The following is a 16,196-nucleotide window of genomic DNA, read 5'->3' as shown; positions in this document are numbered from 1 at the left end:
CCATGCTCGGTGAACCGGAGACCCCCTCCGACCGGACCGGCGACACGCCCCGGACGCTGCGCCTGCACCCGGACGACAACGTCGCCATCGTGGTCAACGCCTTCGGCCTGCCCGCCGGCACCGTCTTCGAGGACGGGCTGACCCTGGTCGAGTTCGTGCCGCAGGGCCACAAGGTGGCGCTCGTCGACATCCCGCCGGGCGGCAGGGTGGTGCGCTACGGCGAGGTGGTGGGCATCGCCCTGCGCCCGCTGCCGCGCGGGTCCTGGGTCGAGGAATCCAGCGTCGAGACCCCGGTGGCGCCCGACCTCGACGCCCTGGAGAAGGCGACCCGCGTGCCCGCCCCCCTGCCGCCGCTGGAAGGCTATACCTTCGAGGGCTACCGCAACCCGGACGGTTCGGTGGGCACCAAGAACATCCTGGCGATCTCGATCAGCGTGCAATGCGTGGCCGGCACCCTCGACGTCGCCATCCGGCGGATCAAGCAGGAGCTGCTGCCGCGCTTCCCCAACGTCGACGACGTCGTCGGCCTCACCCATGCCTATGGCTGCGGGGTCGCCATCAACGCCCCCGAGGCGGTGATCCCGATCCGCACCCTGCAGAGCCTGGCCCGCAACCCGAATTTCGGCGGCGAGGTCATGGTGGTCGGCCTCGGCTGCGAGAAGCTGGTCTCGGAGCGCCTGCTGCCGGAGGACTCCGCGGCGGCCGACGGCGGCGTGGTGCGCCTGCAGGACGAGCGCCACGAAGGCTTCGGCATGATGCTCGACAGCATCCTGGCCATGGCGGCGGCGCGCCTGGAGGTGCTGAACCGGCGCACCCGCGAGACCTGCCCGGCCTCCGATCTCGTGGTCGGCCTGCAATGCGGCGGCAGCGACGCCTTCTCGGGCGTCACCGCCAACCCAGCGCTGGGCCACGCCGCCGACCTCCTGGTCCGCTGCGGCGCCACCGTGCTGTTCTCCGAGGTGACGGAGGTGCGCGACGCCATCCACCTGCTCACCCCCCGGGCCGCCAGCCCCGCGGTCGCCGATGCGCTGATCCGCGAGATGGCCTGGTACGACGACTACCTCGCCAAGGGCGGGGCCGACCGGCGCGCCAATCCGTCCCCGGGCAACAAGAAGGGCGGCCTCAACAACATCGTCGAGAAGGCGCTGGGCTCGGTGGCCAAGTCCGGCTCCTCGGCCATCGCGGGCGTGCTCGCCCCCGGCGAGCGGGTCCGCGACAAGGGCCTGATCTTCGCCGCGACGCCGGCGAGCGACTTCGTCTGCGGCACGCTCCAGCTCGCTTCCGGCATCACCCTCCAGGTCTTCTCCACCGGGCGCGGCACCCCCTACGGCCTGGCGCATGCCCCGGTGATCAAGGTCGCCACCCGCACCGAGCTGGCGGAGCGCTGGTCCGACCTCATCGACCTCGATGCCGGTCGCATCGCCACGGGCCACTCCACCATCGAGGAGACCGGCCGGGACCTGTTCCACCTCATCCTCGACGTGGCGAGCGGGCGAAAGCGGCCCTGGTCCGATCGCTGGGGCCTGTTCAACGACCTGACGCTGTTCAATCCCGCCCCGATCACCTGAGGCCGAGGTTTCGGGCGCCGTCCCGCTGCCGGGGTGGCCCCTCCCGGCGCCCTGCCGGCGAGCCCGGAGCCGGAGGAGTCCCGCGGCAGGCGGATGCCGGGCCGTCGTCCGAGACGGCGCGGGAGTGGAGGCCGGGGCGCGGATGCTCCGCCTCGCGGTGCCTCCGACGGACGGGCTATGTCTCGGATCGGCCGAGGGCGGCTGCGGCCGGGGCGCCCGATCCGGCCCGGCCGGCGAGGCGGCGCGCGACGTGGCGGCCGCGCGCGATGGCGGGGGCTTCGATCCAGCGATACACCACGGCCGCGACGGCGATGGTCGCGAGGGCGGTCGCGGCGGCGAACAGGTGGATCGGGACGACCGATTCGTATCCGGCCAGGGCGCGCTCGATCACCACCTGAACCACCGGGCCGAACAGGTAGATCGAGTAGCTGATCGCGCCCAGATAGGTGAAGACCCGTCCCTCGATCCGCAGCTTCAGGGCGAGGAGGGCGAAGAGCGCCATCGCGAGCCAGTAGGTGACGACGTACTTCACCCAGTTCTCGTGAAAGCCCATGTCGCGCCCGTAGGCCAGCACCGAGATCACCGGAACCGCGCAGACGAGCACGCTCGTGACCCATGTCAGCGCGGAGCCCCAGCCCGGCCGCTTCTCCAGGACGTGGTAGCGCAGGCACAGACCCCAGAACATCACGGCCAGCGACAGGGGCACCGCCACGGGAAACTTCCGCTCGAAATAGAAGCGCAGGAAGGCCAGCGTGACGGCGGCCGCGATCAGCGCGAGGGCCGAAAGCACGACACCCTCGCGATCGTCGAGGCGGCCGAGCGCGAAGAGACCCACGCAGAGGACGTAGAAGATCAGCTCGATCTGCAGCGTCCAGTACAGGCTGATGACGTTCTCGACGCCGACGAACTGCTGGAGCATCGTGATGTTGGCGGCCACGAGCAGGGCCGGAACGTCCCGCCCCGCCCAGACGAACAGCACGAGCAGGCCGCACGGAATCGACAGCCAGTAGGCGGGATAGAGGCGGAAGAACCGCGAGACGGCGAAGGCCAGGATGGGCCGGTCTCCCGCCTTGAACAGCGAGAAGGGCACCACGAATCCGGACACCGCGAAGAACAGCGTCACGGCGATCTTGCCGATGTCGACGTACTCGGTCAGTCCGGCCAGGGCGACGCGCTCGAAGGAGGACGGCCCGAGCCGCACCTTGAGCCCGAACTCGACGGTATGCGCGTAGATGACCGCCAGGGCGGCCAGACCGCGAATCGAATCGATACAGTGCAGGCGATGCATGGCCGGAGGTGGGTTGCGCCCTCGACGGCGAGGGCCATCCAGGGATTGCAGGGGCGGCCCCATTCGACAAGGCCCTTCGCGGCGTGTGGTAAATGGCCCGGGACGCCGTCGATCCGATCGTTCCGCCGATCCCGGTCGCGGGTCGGAGCGGGAAGTCCCGATCCGGAGCCGACCTCCGGGAGAGGGCCGGCATCCCGACGCTCCCCACGAGGCTCCCGGCATCCTGTCTCGCCCTCCTGCGCCTGGAACGGCGCTCCGGCGCACGGACAGTTGCCGCAAGAGCGGGCGCGGTGCACGGCGCCAGGGGCCGGGACACGCGACCTCCTTCCGGAAGCCGGCAGCGGTGGGGAACCCGGCCGGCCCATCCGCATTACAACCGCAGGTCGTCGTCAGCCCCATCCGGGCCGACCCGCCACCGGAATTCGGGGCCAGATCGGGAGATGCCCATGTTCGGCCGAATCGCTCTCGCAGCCTGCTGCGTACTGCCCGCCCTCGCGGCCACCGGTGCCCGGGCCGGCGAGGAGGAACAGGCCGCCCTGTGCCGCGGCGACGTCATGCGCCTGTGCCTGAGCGCGGTGCCGGACCGCGACCGGATCGTGTCGTGCATGCAGGTGCACCGGGCGAGCCTCAGCCCCGGCTGCCGCACGGCGTTCGACGACGGCACCCGTGCCAAGGGCGGCACCCGTGCCAAGGGCGGCACCCGCGCGGCCGCGCTGCGCTGACCGGGGGCCGCCACGGGGCGCGGACCCGACCCGGTTCCGCCTGCGGCTCGGTTGTGTCCCGGCCCGGTCCTTGTAAAGGAGGGGCCATGCAAGCCCCTGTTCCGCGCCGGCGGCCCTTCTCCGCCTTCCGGTCGATGCTCACCAGCGAGGCCGGCGGCGGGCTCGTCCTGATGGCGAGCGCGGCCCTCGCGCTGGTGGTCGCGAACTCGCCCCTGGCGGCGAGCTACTTCGCGGCCTTGCAGGCCAAGGTCGGGGGCCTGAGCGTCGTGCACTGGATCAACGACGCGCTGATGGCGCTGTTCTTCGTGCTCGTCGGCCTCGAGATCAAGCGCGAGATGCTGGACGGGCGGTTGCGGACCTGGCCGGACCGGATCCTGCCCGGCCTCGCCGCGATCGGCGGCATGGCGGCGCCGGCCCTGGTCTACGTGGCGGTGAACCGGCACTCGCCGGAGACCCTGCGCGGCTGGGCGATTCCCGCCGCCACCGACATCGCCTTCGCCCTCGGCATCCTGGCCCTGCTCGGCTCGCGGGTGCCGGTCTCGCTCAAGGTCTTCCTGACCGCCCTGGCGATCATCGACGACCTCGGCGCGGTGCTCATCATCGCGCTGTTCTACACCGCCGACCTGTCCCTGCCGATGCTGGGCGGGGCGGCCGTGACCCTGGCGGTGCTCTACGGCCTGAACCGGGCCGGCATCCGCCGCCTGTCGCCCTATCTCGTCCTCGGCGCGGTGCTGTGGTTCTTCGTCCTGAAGTCCGGGGTGCACGCCACGGTGGCCGGCGTCCTGCTGGCCCTGACGATTCCCCTGCGGCTCAGCCTCGGCCGGCCGGACGACCCGACCTCGCCCCTGCACCGGCTCGAACACGCCCTGCACCCCTGGTCGGCCTACCTGATCCTGCCGATCTTCGGCTTCGCCAATGCGGGCGTGTCGCTCGCGGGCTTCACGCCGGGGATGCTCCTCGACCCCGTGACCCTCGGGGTCGCCCTCGGCCTCATCGTCGGCAAGCAGATCGGCGTGTTCGGCCTCGTCCTCGCGGCGGTGAAGCTCGGGCTCGCCCAGCGGCCGGCGGGGGCCGGCTGGATGCAGGTCTACGGCGTCTCGCTCCTCTGCGGCATCGGCTTCACCATGAGCCTGTTCATCGGCCTCCTGGCCTTCGCCGACGCGCCCGAGCTCGAATCCGAGACCAAGGTCGGCGTCCTGGCCGGATCGATCGTCTGCATGGCGGCCGGCGCCCTCGTCCTGCTGGTCGCACCCCGCCGGGCGCCGAACCGCGCTGTCCCGTGAGGACCGCCCGACGGCGATTCGGCGACGGCCGACCGAAGCGCGAACATCGAGGACGGGGACGGGGATCGACGAGGGAATGGTGGACGGTGCAGGGATCGAACCTGCGACCTTTCCCGTGTGAAGGGAACGCACTACCGCTGTGCTAACCGTCCTGACCCGCCTTCCGCCGGCTCGGTGAACGTCCGTTCGACCAAGGCCGCGATCGCGGCGAAAGACCGTCCGGCCGGGCTGTGCCGCCGGATCGATGGCCTTCTAGGGCGAGGGGCGCGGCGGCGTCAAGCGCTGATCGGCAGGTTCTGCGCCGGCTTCCGTGCGCGGGGTCCCGAGCCGGAGCAGGATCACCACGGGCACCAGCCCGACCGCGACGATGAGGAGGGCCGCCACGGTTCCGTCCTCGTAGGTGCCGCGGGCGGCCTCGCCGTAGAGGTGGGTCGCCAGGGTCTCGACGTTGAGGGGGCGCAGCAGCAGGGTCGCGGGCAGTTCCTTGACGCAGTCGACGAAGACCAGGAGCGCGCCGCTCAGCACCGCCGGCCAGGCCAGGGGAAACTGGACCCGCCACAGGGTGGCGCCCGGCCCGCGCCCGAGCATCCGCCCGGCATCGGGCAGGCTGCGGGGCACGCGGGCCAGGCCGGCCTCGCAGGTGCCGATGCTGACGGCGAGGAAGCGCACGAGGTAGGCGGTGACGAGGGCGCCCCCGGTGCCGAGGCCGATCAGGGCCGGGGCGACGCCGAAGAGCTTCGTCGTCCCGGCCGAGAGGGCGGTGTCGGCGAGGGCCAGGGGACCGAGGAGGCCGATGGCCAGGATCGCCCCCGGCAGGGCGTAGCCGAGGCTCGCCACCCGGATCAGCGCCTCGCCCCAGCGGCGCGGGACGAGGCGCGGACCCGCCGCCACCACGAAGCCGATGGCGGCGGCGATCACGGTCGCGGCGCCCGCGTAGAGCAGGGTATGGCCGATCTCGGAGAGGATCGTCTCCGGCAGGCCGCTGCGCAGCACCCGTCGGACCGCGGAATGGACGAGGTAGCTCGCCGGAATCGCGAAGCCGATCGCCACGGGCACCAGCCCGAGGGCCAGGGCGGCCACGGCCCGCAGGCCCGTCAGCCGCTGGCGGGCGAGGCGGCGCGGGCGCTGGGCGCCCCCCGAGAACCCGCGTCCGGCCCGGGCCCAGCGCTCCAGGGCCACCAGGGCGACGACGGCCACCAGCATGACGAGGGCGATCTGGGCCGCGCCGGCGAGGTCCGAGCGGTTGACCCAGGTGGCGTAGACCTGGACCGTCAGGGTGCGGACCCCGAGGAATTCCGCCGCGCCGATGTCGTTCAGCGCCTCCATCAGGGCGAGGCTCGCCCCGAGGGCGATGGCCGGGCGTGCCATCGGCAGGGCGACCCGCAGGAAGATCGCCGAGGGCCGGCGCCCAAGCATCCGGGCCGCCTCGATGAGGTTGGCGGCCTGCATCAGGAACAGCGCCCGGGTCGGCAGGTAGACGTAGGGGTAGAGCACGAAGCCGAGGAGCAGGATGCAGCCGGGCAGCGAGCGGATCTCGGGCAGCACGAGATCGCGCGGGCGGGCATAGCCGAGGAGGTCGCGCAGGGTGGTCTGCACCGGGCCGATCGGATGCATCAGGTCGAGATACGCGAAGGCGACGATGTAGGTCGGCACCGCCATCGGCAGCAGCAGCCCCGCCTCGAGGAGGCGCCGGCCGGGAAAGTCGTAGGCCGCCACGAGCCAGGCGGAGCCCGCCCCGAGCACCACCACCAGCACGCCGACGCCGGCCAGCAGCAGGGCGGTGTCGCGCAGGGCCTGCGGCAGCACGTGGGCGACGAGGTGCGGCCACAGCGCCGCGCCCGCCCCGCCCCCGATCCCGTCCCCGGCCGCGACCACGAGGGCGACGACCGGGCTCAGCACCAGGGCGCAGAGCGCCAGGGCGGCCGCGCTCCAGGCGAGTCCGCGGGGTCGGCCGAGGAGCGGCAGGGCGGGGACGGCCGCGGTCACGCGGGTCTCAAGGGCGCATTTCGCAGGACCGGGGCGCAGGCCGCCCTCAGTGATCGAATCCCACCGTGTCGAGGAGGAGGCTCGCCGCCTTGCGGTTGCGGGCGATCTCCACCAGCGGCACGGAATCGATGGTCAGGGGACCCAGCGCCGTGAGGAGCGGATCGATCGGTGCGCCGGCCTTCACCGGGTACTCGTAATCGGCCTTGGCGTAGAGCCCCTGCGCCTCGTCGGAGACGAGGTATTCGAGGAGCTTGACCGCCTCGTCGCGGTTAGGAGCGTTCTTGGCCACCACCGCACCGGAGACGTTCACGTGGGTGCCGCCGCCCGCGAAGGTCGGCATCACCACCTTGATGCCCTCGCCCCACTTCTGCTGCTCGGGGCCGCCGCGGCCGGAGCGCATCAGGCCGACATAGTAGGAATTGCCGAGGCCGATCTCGCAGGTATCCGCGAGGATGTCGCGGGCGACGTCGCGGTCGCCGCCGGCGGGCTTGCGGGCGAGGTTGGCCTTCAGGGCGCGCAGCCAGGCCTCGGTCTTCTCCGGCCCGTGCTTGACGAGGTGATGGGCGATGAGCGCCGTGTTGTAGGGGTGCTGGCCCGAGCGCAGGCAGAGGCCGCCCTTCCATTTCGGATCGGCCAGCCCCTCGTAGGTGATGGCATTGAGGTCGGCGAGGTCCTTGTCGGCGTAGAGCACGCGGGCCCGCATGGAGAGGGCGAACCAGCGCCCCTCGGCATCGCGCAGGGTGGCGGGCACCGCCGCCTCCAGCACGCCCGAGCGCACCGGCTGGGCGAGGTCGCGGTCGACGAGGTCGATGAGGTTGCCGACGTCCACGGTCATCAGCACGTCGGCCTTGGCGCGGGCGCCCTCGGCCGCCACGCGCTCGGCCAGCCCCTTCTCGACGAAGACCGTGTTGACGGTGACGCCGCTCTTGGCGGTGAAGGCGTCGAGCAGGGGCCGGATCAGGCCGGGCTCGCGGGTGGTGTAGAGGTTCACCTCGGCCGCCGAGGCCGTCCCGATCAGGGCTGCCAGCGCGAAGCCCGCCAACCCGATTGCCTTGATCCCACCCGCCATGGTCGACACCCTTCACGTTCGAACGTGGCGGGTGTTCAGAAGCATCGGCGAGAAAAACACAAGCGCGATGTTCTGGAGTTAAAACAATTCAAAACTAAAGCCGCGCACTCAATAGAACTTCACACCCCGTCGATCTTTTAATCCGCCTCCCGGGCAAAAATAAAGCAGCGCTGCGGGTCGAAGGTCAGGCCCACGGTCTCGCCCGCACGATGCGGGTCGTCCGCGCAGACGGGCAGGCGCAGGGGCTCGGGGAGGCCCTCCACCGCCAGGGTCAGGAGGGCGCCCGCTCCGAGGAAGCGGCGCGCACGCACCACGGCCCGCAGGGGCGCGCCCGGCGCATCGAGGCGGATCGCCTCCGGGCGCAGGCCGAGGGTGATGGCGGCGCCCTCCGCCTGGCCCGGCGTCGGGACGGGCCCGAACGGCGTCGCCACGGCGCCGTCGCGGCAGGTGCCGTCGAACTCGACGCAATCGCCGAAGAAGCGGGCCGCGAACCGCGTCGCGGGGCGGAGATACAGGTCCGGTCCGGTGCCGACCTGCACGATCCGTCCCCGCCGCATCAGGGCGATGCGGTCGGCGAATCCCAAGGCCTCCTCTGGGTCGTGGGTGACGAGGAGCGTGGTGGCGCCGCTGGCGCGCAGGACCGCCAGGGTATCGTCGCGGACCCGGTCGCGGGTACGCCGGTCGAGATTCGAGAACGGCTCGTCGAGGAGGAGGACGCGCGGCCCCGGGGCCAGAGCGCGGGCCAGGGCCACGCGCTGGCTCTCGCCGCCCGAGAGCGTGCCGGGATAGCTCCTGGCCCGGTCGGCGAGGCCGACCTGCTCCAGCCGGGCCTGCGCCAGGGCGCGGGCCTCGGCGGCGGGCTTCCCGTGCAGGCCGAAGCGGACGTTCTCGGCCACCGTGAGGTGGGGGAACAGGGCGTAGTCCTGGAACATCAGCCCGACGCCCCGCGCCTCGGGGGCGACGCCGCGGCCGCCCTCGCTCACCAGGGCGCCGTCGAGGCGGACCGTGCCCGTCTCCGGCTGCTCCAGCCCGGCGATGGCCCGCAGCAGCGTGCTCTTGCCGCAACCGGAATCGCCGAGCAGGGCGAGGATCTCGCCGGGCCGGACCTGGAGCGAGACGTCCGCGAGCGCCCGCACCGCGCCGAAGCGCAGCCCGATGCCGTGCAGGTCGAGGCGCGGCAGGTCGAGGCGCGGCAGGTCGAGGGACGGCGGGTCGATCGCTGAGGGCTCGGCAGGACGGGTCATCGGATCCGGGTCGATGCGGGGTTGCGCTGCTTAGGAGCCAATGCGGCTCGGAGGCAATCCACCTGCACCATCGCGTTGAGGCCCGGTTGCACCTATATTCCGGTTATGTTCCGTCAAAGCCCCGCCCGATGCCCTGCGTCGCCGAGATCCTGATCCCGCTGGCGCTGGACAGCGCCTACAGCTACGCCGTGCCGGCCGGGCTCGACCTCTCGGTCGGCGAGGTCGTGCAGATCCCCCTCGGGCCGCGCGAGACCGTGGGGGTGGTCTGGGGCGTGCGCCAGAGCCCCGGCGGCTCGAACCTGCGCCCGGTCACCGGCCGGATCGACGTGCCGGCCCTGCCGGATGCCCTGCGCGAGCTCGTCGACTGGCTCGCCCGCTACACCCTGGCGCCGAAGGGCTCGGCGCTCGCCATGGCCCTGCGCCTGCCCGACGAGGCCGCCCTCACCGAGACCGTGCGGGTCGGTGTCCGGGCCTCCGGCAAGGCCCCGTCCCGGCCGACCGCGGCCCGCACCAAGGTGCTGGCGGTGGCGGCCGACGGGGCGATGCGGGGCAAGAGCGCGCTCGCCAAGGAGGCCGGCGTCTCCCTGAGCGTCGTCGACGGTCTCATCGATGACGGCGCCCTCGAGGCGGTGGCCCTGGCGCCCGAGCCCGTCGCCCTGCCGCCGGACCCGGACCATGCCCGCGTGCCCCTCTCGGAGGCGCAGGAGGCGGCGGTGCGGGACCTCGTCGCGCTGATGAACCCAGGCCCCGACGCGCCGGCGCCCACGGACGCCATCGGCGATCCCCTGCCGGCGCCCGCCGCCGCGGACGGCAAGGTGCCGCCGCCGGGGGCCGAGGCGAAGGCACCCACCGTCCTGCTGGAGGGCGTCACCGGTTCGGGCAAGACGGAGGTGTATTTCGAGGCGGTGGCCGATTGCGTCCGCCGCGGCCATCAGGCCCTGATCCTGATGCCCGAGATCGCCCTGACGGCGCAGTTCCTCGACCGCTTCGCCGAGCGCTTCGGTGCGCGCCCGGCGGCCTGGCACTCGGGCATCGGGGCCAAGCGCCGCGAGCGCATCCGGGCCGGGGTCACGGCGGGCGAGATCGCCGTGGTGGTGGGCGCGCGCTCGGCCCTGTTCCTGCCCTTCGCCGATCTCGGCCTCATCGTCGTCGACGAGGAGCACGAGGCCGCCTACAAGCAGGAGGACGGGGTGCACTACCACGCCCGCGACATGGCGGTGGTGCGCGGGCGGATCGAGAACTGCCCGGTGGTGCTGGCCTCCGCGACCCCTTCCATCGAGACCCGGGTCAATGCCGAGCGGGGCCGCTACCGCCGCATCGCCCTGCCCGAGCGCTTCGGCGGCCGGCGCCTGCCCGACATCGCCGCCATCGACATGCGGGCCGACAAGCCCGAGCGCGGACGCTTCATCGCGCCGGCCCTGGTGGCGGCCGTGCGGGAGACCGTGGACTCGGGCGACCAGGCCCTGCTCTTCCTCAACCGGCGGGGCTATGCGCCGCTGACCCTGTGCCGGGCCTGCGGCCACCGCTACCAGTGCCGCAACTGCTCGACCTGGCTGGTGGAGCACCGCTTCCGCCGGGCGCTCGTCTGCCACCAGTGCGGCTATGCCGAGCGGCGCCCGGATTCCTGCTCGGAATGCGGCACCTTCGACAACCTCACCCCCTGCGGCCCCGGGGTGGAGCGCATCGCCGAGGAGGTGGCCGAGCTCTTCCCGGAGAAGCGCGTCATCGTCCTGTCGAGCGACTTTCCCGGCGGGGCCGAGCGCCTGCGGGCCGAACTCCAGACGGTGGCGGAGGGCGGCTGCGACATCGTCATCGGCACGCAGCTCGTGGCCAAGGGCCACAACTTCCCGCACCTGACCCTGGTCGGCGTCCTCGACGCCGATATCGGCCTGACCTCCGGCGACCCGCGGGCGGCCGAGCGCACCTTCCAGCTGCTGCAGCAGGTGACGGGGCGCGCCGGGCGCGGCGAGAAGCCGGGACGCGCCCTGCTCCAGACCTACCAGCCGGAGCATCCGGTGATCGCCGCGCTGCTCTCGGGGGATTCGGAGCGCTTCTACGAGGAGGAGATCGGCGCCCGCGAGGCCGCCGGCCTGCCGCCCTTCGGGCGCCTGGCCGCCCTCATCGTCTCGGCGAACGAGCGCGAGGTCGCCGAGGCCCACGGGCAGGCCCTGGCCCGGGCCGCCGAGCCGCCGGAGGGCGTGATGGTGCTGGGGCCGGCCGAGGCGCCGCTGGCGCTGATCCGCGGGCGCTATCGCTTCCGGCTGCTGGTGAAGACCGAGCGCGCCGTCGACCTACAGAGCTACCTGCGCGACTGGCTGGCGCGCGGCCCCAAGGTTCGCGGCAACGTGAAGGTCGCCATCGACGTGGACCCGCAGAGTTTCCTATAACGCTGCTTCGACGTTCGCTCGGGTCGCGTTCGACCCTTCAGGAGTGCCACACGTGCTGACCTACACCAAGAAGCCGGATTCGAGCGTCGCCGAGATCGTGGTCGATGGCCAGATCACCGATGCCGAGATGAACACCGTGATCTCGGCCATGCAGGCCGACCTCGACAAGGGCGGCAAGATCAAGCTCCTGGAAGACGTGCGCGATTTCAAGGGCATGGAGCCGGCCGCCTTCTTCAAGGACCCGCGCTTCGGCCTCGCCATGATGAAGGGCGTCAGCCACGTCGCCCTGGTGACCGACGCCTCCTGGCTGCGGATGATCGCCGACACCTTCGGCAAGGTCTCGCCGGCCCAGATCAAGACCTTCGACCGCGCGCATATCGACGAAGCGCGCCAGTGGCTGGCGGCCGCCTGACGAGAAGGGATGCCCAGGGGCCGCGCGGCCGAGGCTCGCTCGCCTCGGGACGCGGTCCCGCCCGGCCCTACTCCGCCTGGGCGGTCCGCGTCGTGTGACGACGGGCCGTCCAGCGGCCCGAGCACAGGGACGAGACCTTCCAGGTGCCGCCGCCGCTCTGGGCCTGGAGCCGGCCCGAGACCGCGCCCGAGGCGGTGCCGTTCGAGACGTTGAGGCCGACCGTGCCGTCCGGCCCGACGCGGCCGTTCAGGGTGGCGCCGGCCGCCGCGGAGGTGAGGCGCACCTGCCCCTCCTGCACCGAGACCCCGTAGGTGTAGCGGCTGTCGCAGACCATGCCGCTCTCGGTGACGAGTTCCACCGACCAGGTCCCGTTGAAGTTTCCGCCGTCTCGGGCGGCGGCCGGGATCATCGCGGGCGAGGACAGGCCGGCTCCGAGCGCCAGAACCACCGCAACTTTGGACATGCATCATCCTTCGGCAATAAGCGTCCGCCCGAGCCGCGGCCGCAGGGCGGCGCAACGGCTGTGCAAGCAGACGATGGAGTGAGAATGCCCTGATCATATCCGCCGAAGCGGCAAGATTATGACAGGCCCCACAATTCGATGATGAGACTTATTGCCGAGGGTGCCTGAACGGGCCATGACCGCGGCAGAGCTTGGCGTTATCGGTCGTAATACGCCTGCAATGCTTGGCGGTAGCGCGTGACCGGCAGGGCGAGCAGCGCCAGGACACGGGCCTTGTCCGGCGTGAGATCGTCGGCGAAGACCGCGCCGGCCGCGCGCAGCGTGCTGCCACCGCCCTTGAAACCGTAGACCGGGAGCGCCCGGCCGTGGGGAACCTGGCTCGCCACCACGACGGTGACGCCGGCGGCGATCGCCTCCACCACCGCGTCGTACAGGGCCTCGTTGACGTTGCCGAAGCCGTAGGCGGCGATCACCACGCCCTCGGCCCCGTCCGCCACGGCGTGGCGGAGCTGGCGCCCGTCGCCGCCGGCCGCCATCGCCACGATCTCGACCCGGGCGAGCCGGTCGGGCAGCGGCAGGGTCTGGCGGCGCAGGGACCTGCGGGCGAACACCACGCGGTCCTCGTCCACGTGGCCGAGGAAGCCGGCCTCGCCGGACTGGAAGGTCTCGACGTTGTTGGTGTGGGACTTGCGCACCTCGCGGGCCGCATTGATGTTGTGGTTGAGCGTCACCGTCACGCCCAGCCCGCGCAGATCTTCGCGCGCGCCCTGGGCCAGGATCTGCCGGACCGCGTTGAGGAGGTTGCGCGCGCCGTCGGCATCCGCCTCGGAGGCGTTGCGCTGGGCGCCCACCATCACCACCGGCTTGTCGCTCGTGAGCGTCAGGTCGAGGAAATAGGCGGTCTGGTCGAGGGTGTCGGTGCCGTGCAGGACGATCGCGCCCGCGATGTCCGAGCGCGCCAGCAGGCCCGCCACCGTGCGGCTGAGGTCCGGCCAGAGGTCCGGGCCCATATAGGCGCTCGGCAGGTTGGCGAATTCCACCACCTCGATCCGCGCGAGGTCGTCGAGCCGCGGCACCGCGGCGGCGAGGTCGGCCCCCGTCAGGGCGGGGACCGGAGCCCCCGTGACGGGATCGTTCTTCATCGCGATGGTGCCGCCGGTGGCGACGATGGCGACGGTCGGGCGATCGGTCATGCCGGCGGACCCGGTCAGTCGGTCAGCGCGCGCGCCTCTTCCGGCAGCATGATCGGGATGCCGTCGCGGATCGGGTAGGCGAGGCGCGCCGAGCGGCTCACCAGTTCCTGGCGGCCGGCATCGTACTCGAGGGTGTCCTTCGTCAGCGGGCAGACGAGGAGTTCGAGGAGCTTGGGGTCGACGCGGGTGGCCTCGACGGGGCTCGGGGTGTCATCGGCCATCTGGGGCGTATCCTTCGCGGAACGGGGTCACTGCAGGGTGGGCTCGGAGCCCGACCCGCGCACCAACTCCATTTCGGTGACCGCAATCAAGACCTCGGCCCGCGTCTTGAGGTCCGCCGCCTCCAGCATGGCCTGCTTCTCGCGGGCGCCGAAGGGGCTCATCATGCAGAGGGCGTTGACGAGCGCCTCGTTGGGCGCCTCCTCGATGCCGGCCCAGTCGACCTTGAGGTCGTTGACCTCGACGAAGTCGCGCAGGGCCTTCAGCACGCCCTCGCGGTTCACCGCCTCCTCCCCCGCCCGCGCCTCGAAATCGGTGGCGAAGTCGTCGTAGGAGACCTGGCAGCGGCGGTAGCGGGTGGTGGTGGCGAGCTCGCTCTCGACCCGGAACCGACTGATGCCGGTGAGCGAGATGAGGTAGCGCCCGTCGCCGGTCTCGGCGAACTGGGTGATCCGCCCGGCGCAGCCGACGCGGAAGAGCTTCGGCGTCATCGGCGACGAGCCCGCCTCCACGTCCGGCTGGATCATGCCGATGATCCGGTCGCTCCGCAGGGCGTCGTCGATCATGGCGAGGTAGCGCGGCTCGAAGATGTTCAGCGGCATCTGTCCGCGCGGCAGCAGCAGCGCACCGGGCAGCGGGAAGACCGGAATCACTCCGGGGCAGTCGGCCGGTCCCTTGTAGCCCGCATGCGTGCTCATCGTGTTCCCCTGCGGTTGGTTCGCGGCCTCACGCAAAGACCAGGGTCGACAGGCGTCGCCGCCCGCGGATCGAGGCCTTGTCCATCAGGCCCCAGGCCTCGAAGAAGGTGAGGAGCTGCTTGCGCGCCGCACCCTCGTTCCAGGTCCGGTCCCGGCGCTCGATCTCGATCAGCTGGTCCACCGCCTCGTCGCGCATGTTGCGGCCGTTGAGGCCGAGCGCGAGGTCGAAGCGGGCCTGGAAATCGTTCGGGTCGGCCTCGATCCGGGCCTGGAAGGTGCCGAGGTCGCCGAGGGCCGCCGCCTGCTCGGCGAGCTCGATCGCCGCGCGCACGCTGGCGAGGCCGGCATGGGAGGCCTTCTCGGGCGGCGCCATGGCGACGAGCTGCTTGGCGTTCTCGAGGTCGCCGAGGTCGAGCTGGATCTTGGCGAGCGCCGCGATGGCGTCGACGTTCTCGGGCTCCTCGGCGAGCACGGCGGCGTAGAGCTGGGCGGCCTGCGCCACGTCACCGACGCCGAGGAGCGCCTCGGCCTCCGACATCGCCTCCTCGATCGGGGTCGGGCCGGCCGGGCCTGCGAGCCGCGCGATGAATTCCTTGATCTGGGCCTCGGGCACCGCCCCCATGAAGCCGTCCACCGGCTGGCCCTTGTCGAAGGCGATCACGGCGGGAATCGACTGGATGCCGAGCTGTCCGGCGATGGAGGGATGCTCGTCGATGTTCATCTTGACGAGCTTCACCTTCCCGGCCGAGCCCTCGACGACCTTCTCCAGCACGGGGGCGAGCTGCTTGCACGGGCCGCACCACGGCGCCCAGAAGTCGACCAGCACGGGCTGCTGCATCGACTCGGCGATCACGTCCTGGCGGAAGCTCGCCGTGGTCACGTCCTTGGTGGTCCCGCCCGGCACCGGCGCATCGTTCAGCATAACGTCCTCAAGGCCTTCGTATGGATCCGTGGGAGGGTCCGGGTCTGGCCACCCGTCCCGTCCTGCGTCAAGAGATGGGAACTCCGCGCGCTCGGACCAGAGCGGACGTCCACACGCGATCGCACCCGTGTCCCGGCCCGGCCCGTCTCCGGCTTCCTCCGGACGGGCTCGGCCCCGCCCGGCGAGGGACCGGCCTCCCTAGCGAGGGGCGCTCCCGCCGGTCCGGCCCGCATCCGGCGCCTTGGCATCCGGCGCCTTGGCATCGGTCACGAAGACCCCCTGATAGGTGCCCTTGGCGGCGTTCGCCTCGCAGGTGATCGCGGTCTTGCCCGGCTCCGGCGTGCTGAAGGCGCAGGACCCGACGGCGACCAGCGGACCCTGGGCCACGCCGTCCTTCGTCGTCTCGCTCGGGATCACGAGGTTGATCGGCTGGAGCGGGTCGGTCTCCTCCGTGCGCTCCTGCTGGGCGCCGTTGCCGCTGAAGCTGAGCGCCCGGCCCTCGGCCGCGAAGTCGAAGCTCGTGCGGTTGCGCGAGACCGTGTTCATCAGCGTGTTCTTGCAGGTGCCCGAGACGTCCTTGCCGGCGATCACGAGCTTCTCGCAGCGGCCCTCGAGCTTGACGGCCGTCTGGGCGAGGGCGGGAGCGGCCGCGAGCAGCGGGGCGGCGGCGAGGACGAGGCGGGCGGGCGAGAGGCGCATCATGGTTCCGATGTAAGGCTGCGGGTCGGTTCGTCGAGGGTCT

General features: G+C 72.0%; 15 protein-coding genes and 1 tRNA gene. 5 read left to right on the top strand and 11 right to left on the bottom strand.

Annotated elements, in window-relative coordinates; genetic code table 11:
- Positions 1 to 2 precede the first annotated feature (2 nt).
- A complete protein-coding gene (gene garD / locus ASF49_RS19580) occupies positions 3 to 1,568 on the top strand; it encodes a galactarate dehydratase (RefSeq protein WP_056477002.1) in 1,566 nt (521 codons plus the stop codon).
- A gap of 175 nt (positions 1,569 to 1,743) precedes the next feature.
- On the opposite strand, the gene ASF49_RS19575 is transcribed toward garD, so the two are convergent.
- Positions 1,744 to 2,856, bottom strand: a complete 1,113-nt coding sequence (locus tag ASF49_RS19575; protein WP_056476999.1) for an acyltransferase family protein — start codon at positions 2,854 to 2,856, stop codon at positions 1,744 to 1,746.
- Between the two features lie 446 nt (positions 2,857 to 3,302).
- On the opposite strand from ASF49_RS19575, the gene ASF49_RS19570 reads away from it, so the two are divergent.
- Complete coding sequence (locus ASF49_RS19570; protein WP_082511419.1) at positions 3,303 to 3,578, top strand: hypothetical protein; 276 nt, start codon at positions 3,303 to 3,305, stop codon at positions 3,576 to 3,578.
- A gap of 86 nt (positions 3,579 to 3,664) precedes the next feature.
- Complete coding sequence (nhaA, locus tag ASF49_RS19565) at positions 3,665 to 4,861, top strand: Na+/H+ antiporter NhaA (RefSeq protein ID WP_056476996.1); 1,197 nt, start codon at positions 3,665 to 3,667, stop codon at positions 4,859 to 4,861.
- Positions 4,862 to 4,938: 77 nt separating this feature from the next.
- On the opposite strand, the gene ASF49_RS19560 is transcribed toward nhaA, so the two are convergent.
- The 4 genes from ASF49_RS19560 to ASF49_RS24775 all read right to left on the bottom strand — a co-directional run bounded on the left by ASF49_RS19560 (position 4,939) and on the right by ASF49_RS24775 (position 9,160).
- Positions 4,939 to 5,013: transfer RNA gene (locus ASF49_RS19560), tRNA-Val, on the bottom strand.
- A 100-nt stretch (positions 5,014 to 5,113) separates the two neighbouring features.
- The gene (locus tag ASF49_RS19555; protein WP_056476993.1) at positions 5,114 to 6,847 is read right to left on the bottom strand and encodes an ABC transporter permease; all 1,734 of its coding nucleotides are present in this window, start codon (positions 6,845 to 6,847) and stop codon (positions 5,114 to 5,116) included.
- A gap of 46 nt (positions 6,848 to 6,893) precedes the next feature.
- A complete protein-coding gene (locus ASF49_RS19550; protein WP_056476990.1) occupies positions 6,894 to 7,916 on the bottom strand; it encodes an extracellular solute-binding protein in 1,023 nt (340 codons plus the stop codon).
- Between the two features lie 137 nt (positions 7,917 to 8,053).
- Complete coding sequence (locus ASF49_RS24775) at positions 8,054 to 9,160, bottom strand: ABC transporter ATP-binding protein (RefSeq protein WP_082511418.1); 1,107 nt, start codon at positions 9,158 to 9,160, stop codon at positions 8,054 to 8,056.
- 128 nt (positions 9,161 to 9,288) lie between these two features.
- Between ASF49_RS24775 and ASF49_RS19540 the strand changes: the two genes are divergently transcribed.
- Both ASF49_RS19540 and ASF49_RS19535 read left to right on the top strand, forming a co-directional pair.
- The gene (locus ASF49_RS19540; RefSeq protein ID WP_056476987.1) at positions 9,289 to 11,547 is read left to right on the top strand and encodes a primosomal protein N'; all 2,259 of its coding nucleotides are present in this window, start codon (positions 9,289 to 9,291) and stop codon (positions 11,545 to 11,547) included.
- A gap of 52 nt (positions 11,548 to 11,599) precedes the next feature.
- Complete coding sequence (locus ASF49_RS19535) at positions 11,600 to 11,959, top strand: STAS/SEC14 domain-containing protein (RefSeq protein ID WP_056476984.1); 360 nt, start codon at positions 11,600 to 11,602, stop codon at positions 11,957 to 11,959.
- A gap of 67 nt (positions 11,960 to 12,026) precedes the next feature.
- On the opposite strand, the gene ASF49_RS19530 is transcribed toward ASF49_RS19535, so the two are convergent.
- The 6 genes from ASF49_RS19530 to ASF49_RS19505 form a co-directional block, all read right to left on the bottom strand.
- Positions 12,027 to 12,422 (bottom strand): hypothetical protein, encoded by a 396-nt coding sequence (locus ASF49_RS19530; RefSeq protein WP_056476981.1) that lies wholly within the window; start codon positions 12,420 to 12,422, stop codon positions 12,027 to 12,029.
- Positions 12,423 to 12,619: 197 nt separating this feature from the next.
- Positions 12,620 to 13,615, bottom strand: coding sequence for an asparaginase (locus ASF49_RS19525; RefSeq protein ID WP_056476978.1), 996 nt, complete (start codon positions 13,613 to 13,615; stop codon positions 12,620 to 12,622).
- Between the two features lie 14 nt (positions 13,616 to 13,629).
- A complete protein-coding gene (locus ASF49_RS19520; protein ID WP_056476974.1) occupies positions 13,630 to 13,836 on the bottom strand; it encodes a Trm112 family protein in 207 nt (68 codons plus the stop codon).
- A 27-nt stretch (positions 13,837 to 13,863) separates the two neighbouring features.
- Complete coding sequence (locus ASF49_RS19515) at positions 13,864 to 14,532, bottom strand: LON peptidase substrate-binding domain-containing protein (protein ID WP_056476970.1); 669 nt, start codon at positions 14,530 to 14,532, stop codon at positions 13,864 to 13,866.
- Positions 14,533 to 14,560: 28 nt separating this feature from the next.
- On the bottom strand, positions 14,561 to 15,454 hold the full coding sequence (gene trxA / locus ASF49_RS19510; RefSeq protein WP_056476967.1) for a thioredoxin: 894 nt from the start codon (positions 15,452 to 15,454) through the stop codon (positions 14,561 to 14,563).
- 198 nt (positions 15,455 to 15,652) lie between these two features.
- Complete coding sequence (locus ASF49_RS19505; RefSeq protein WP_056477119.1) at positions 15,653 to 16,153, bottom strand: hypothetical protein; 501 nt, start codon at positions 16,151 to 16,153, stop codon at positions 15,653 to 15,655.
- Positions 16,154 to 16,196 lie beyond the last annotated feature (43 nt).

This window comes from Methylobacterium sp. Leaf104 (assembly GCF_001422885.1).
Lineage (GTDB): Bacteria > Pseudomonadota > Alphaproteobacteria > Rhizobiales > Beijerinckiaceae > Methylobacterium.
This window is presented reverse-complemented; position numbering and strand designations above follow the sequence as displayed.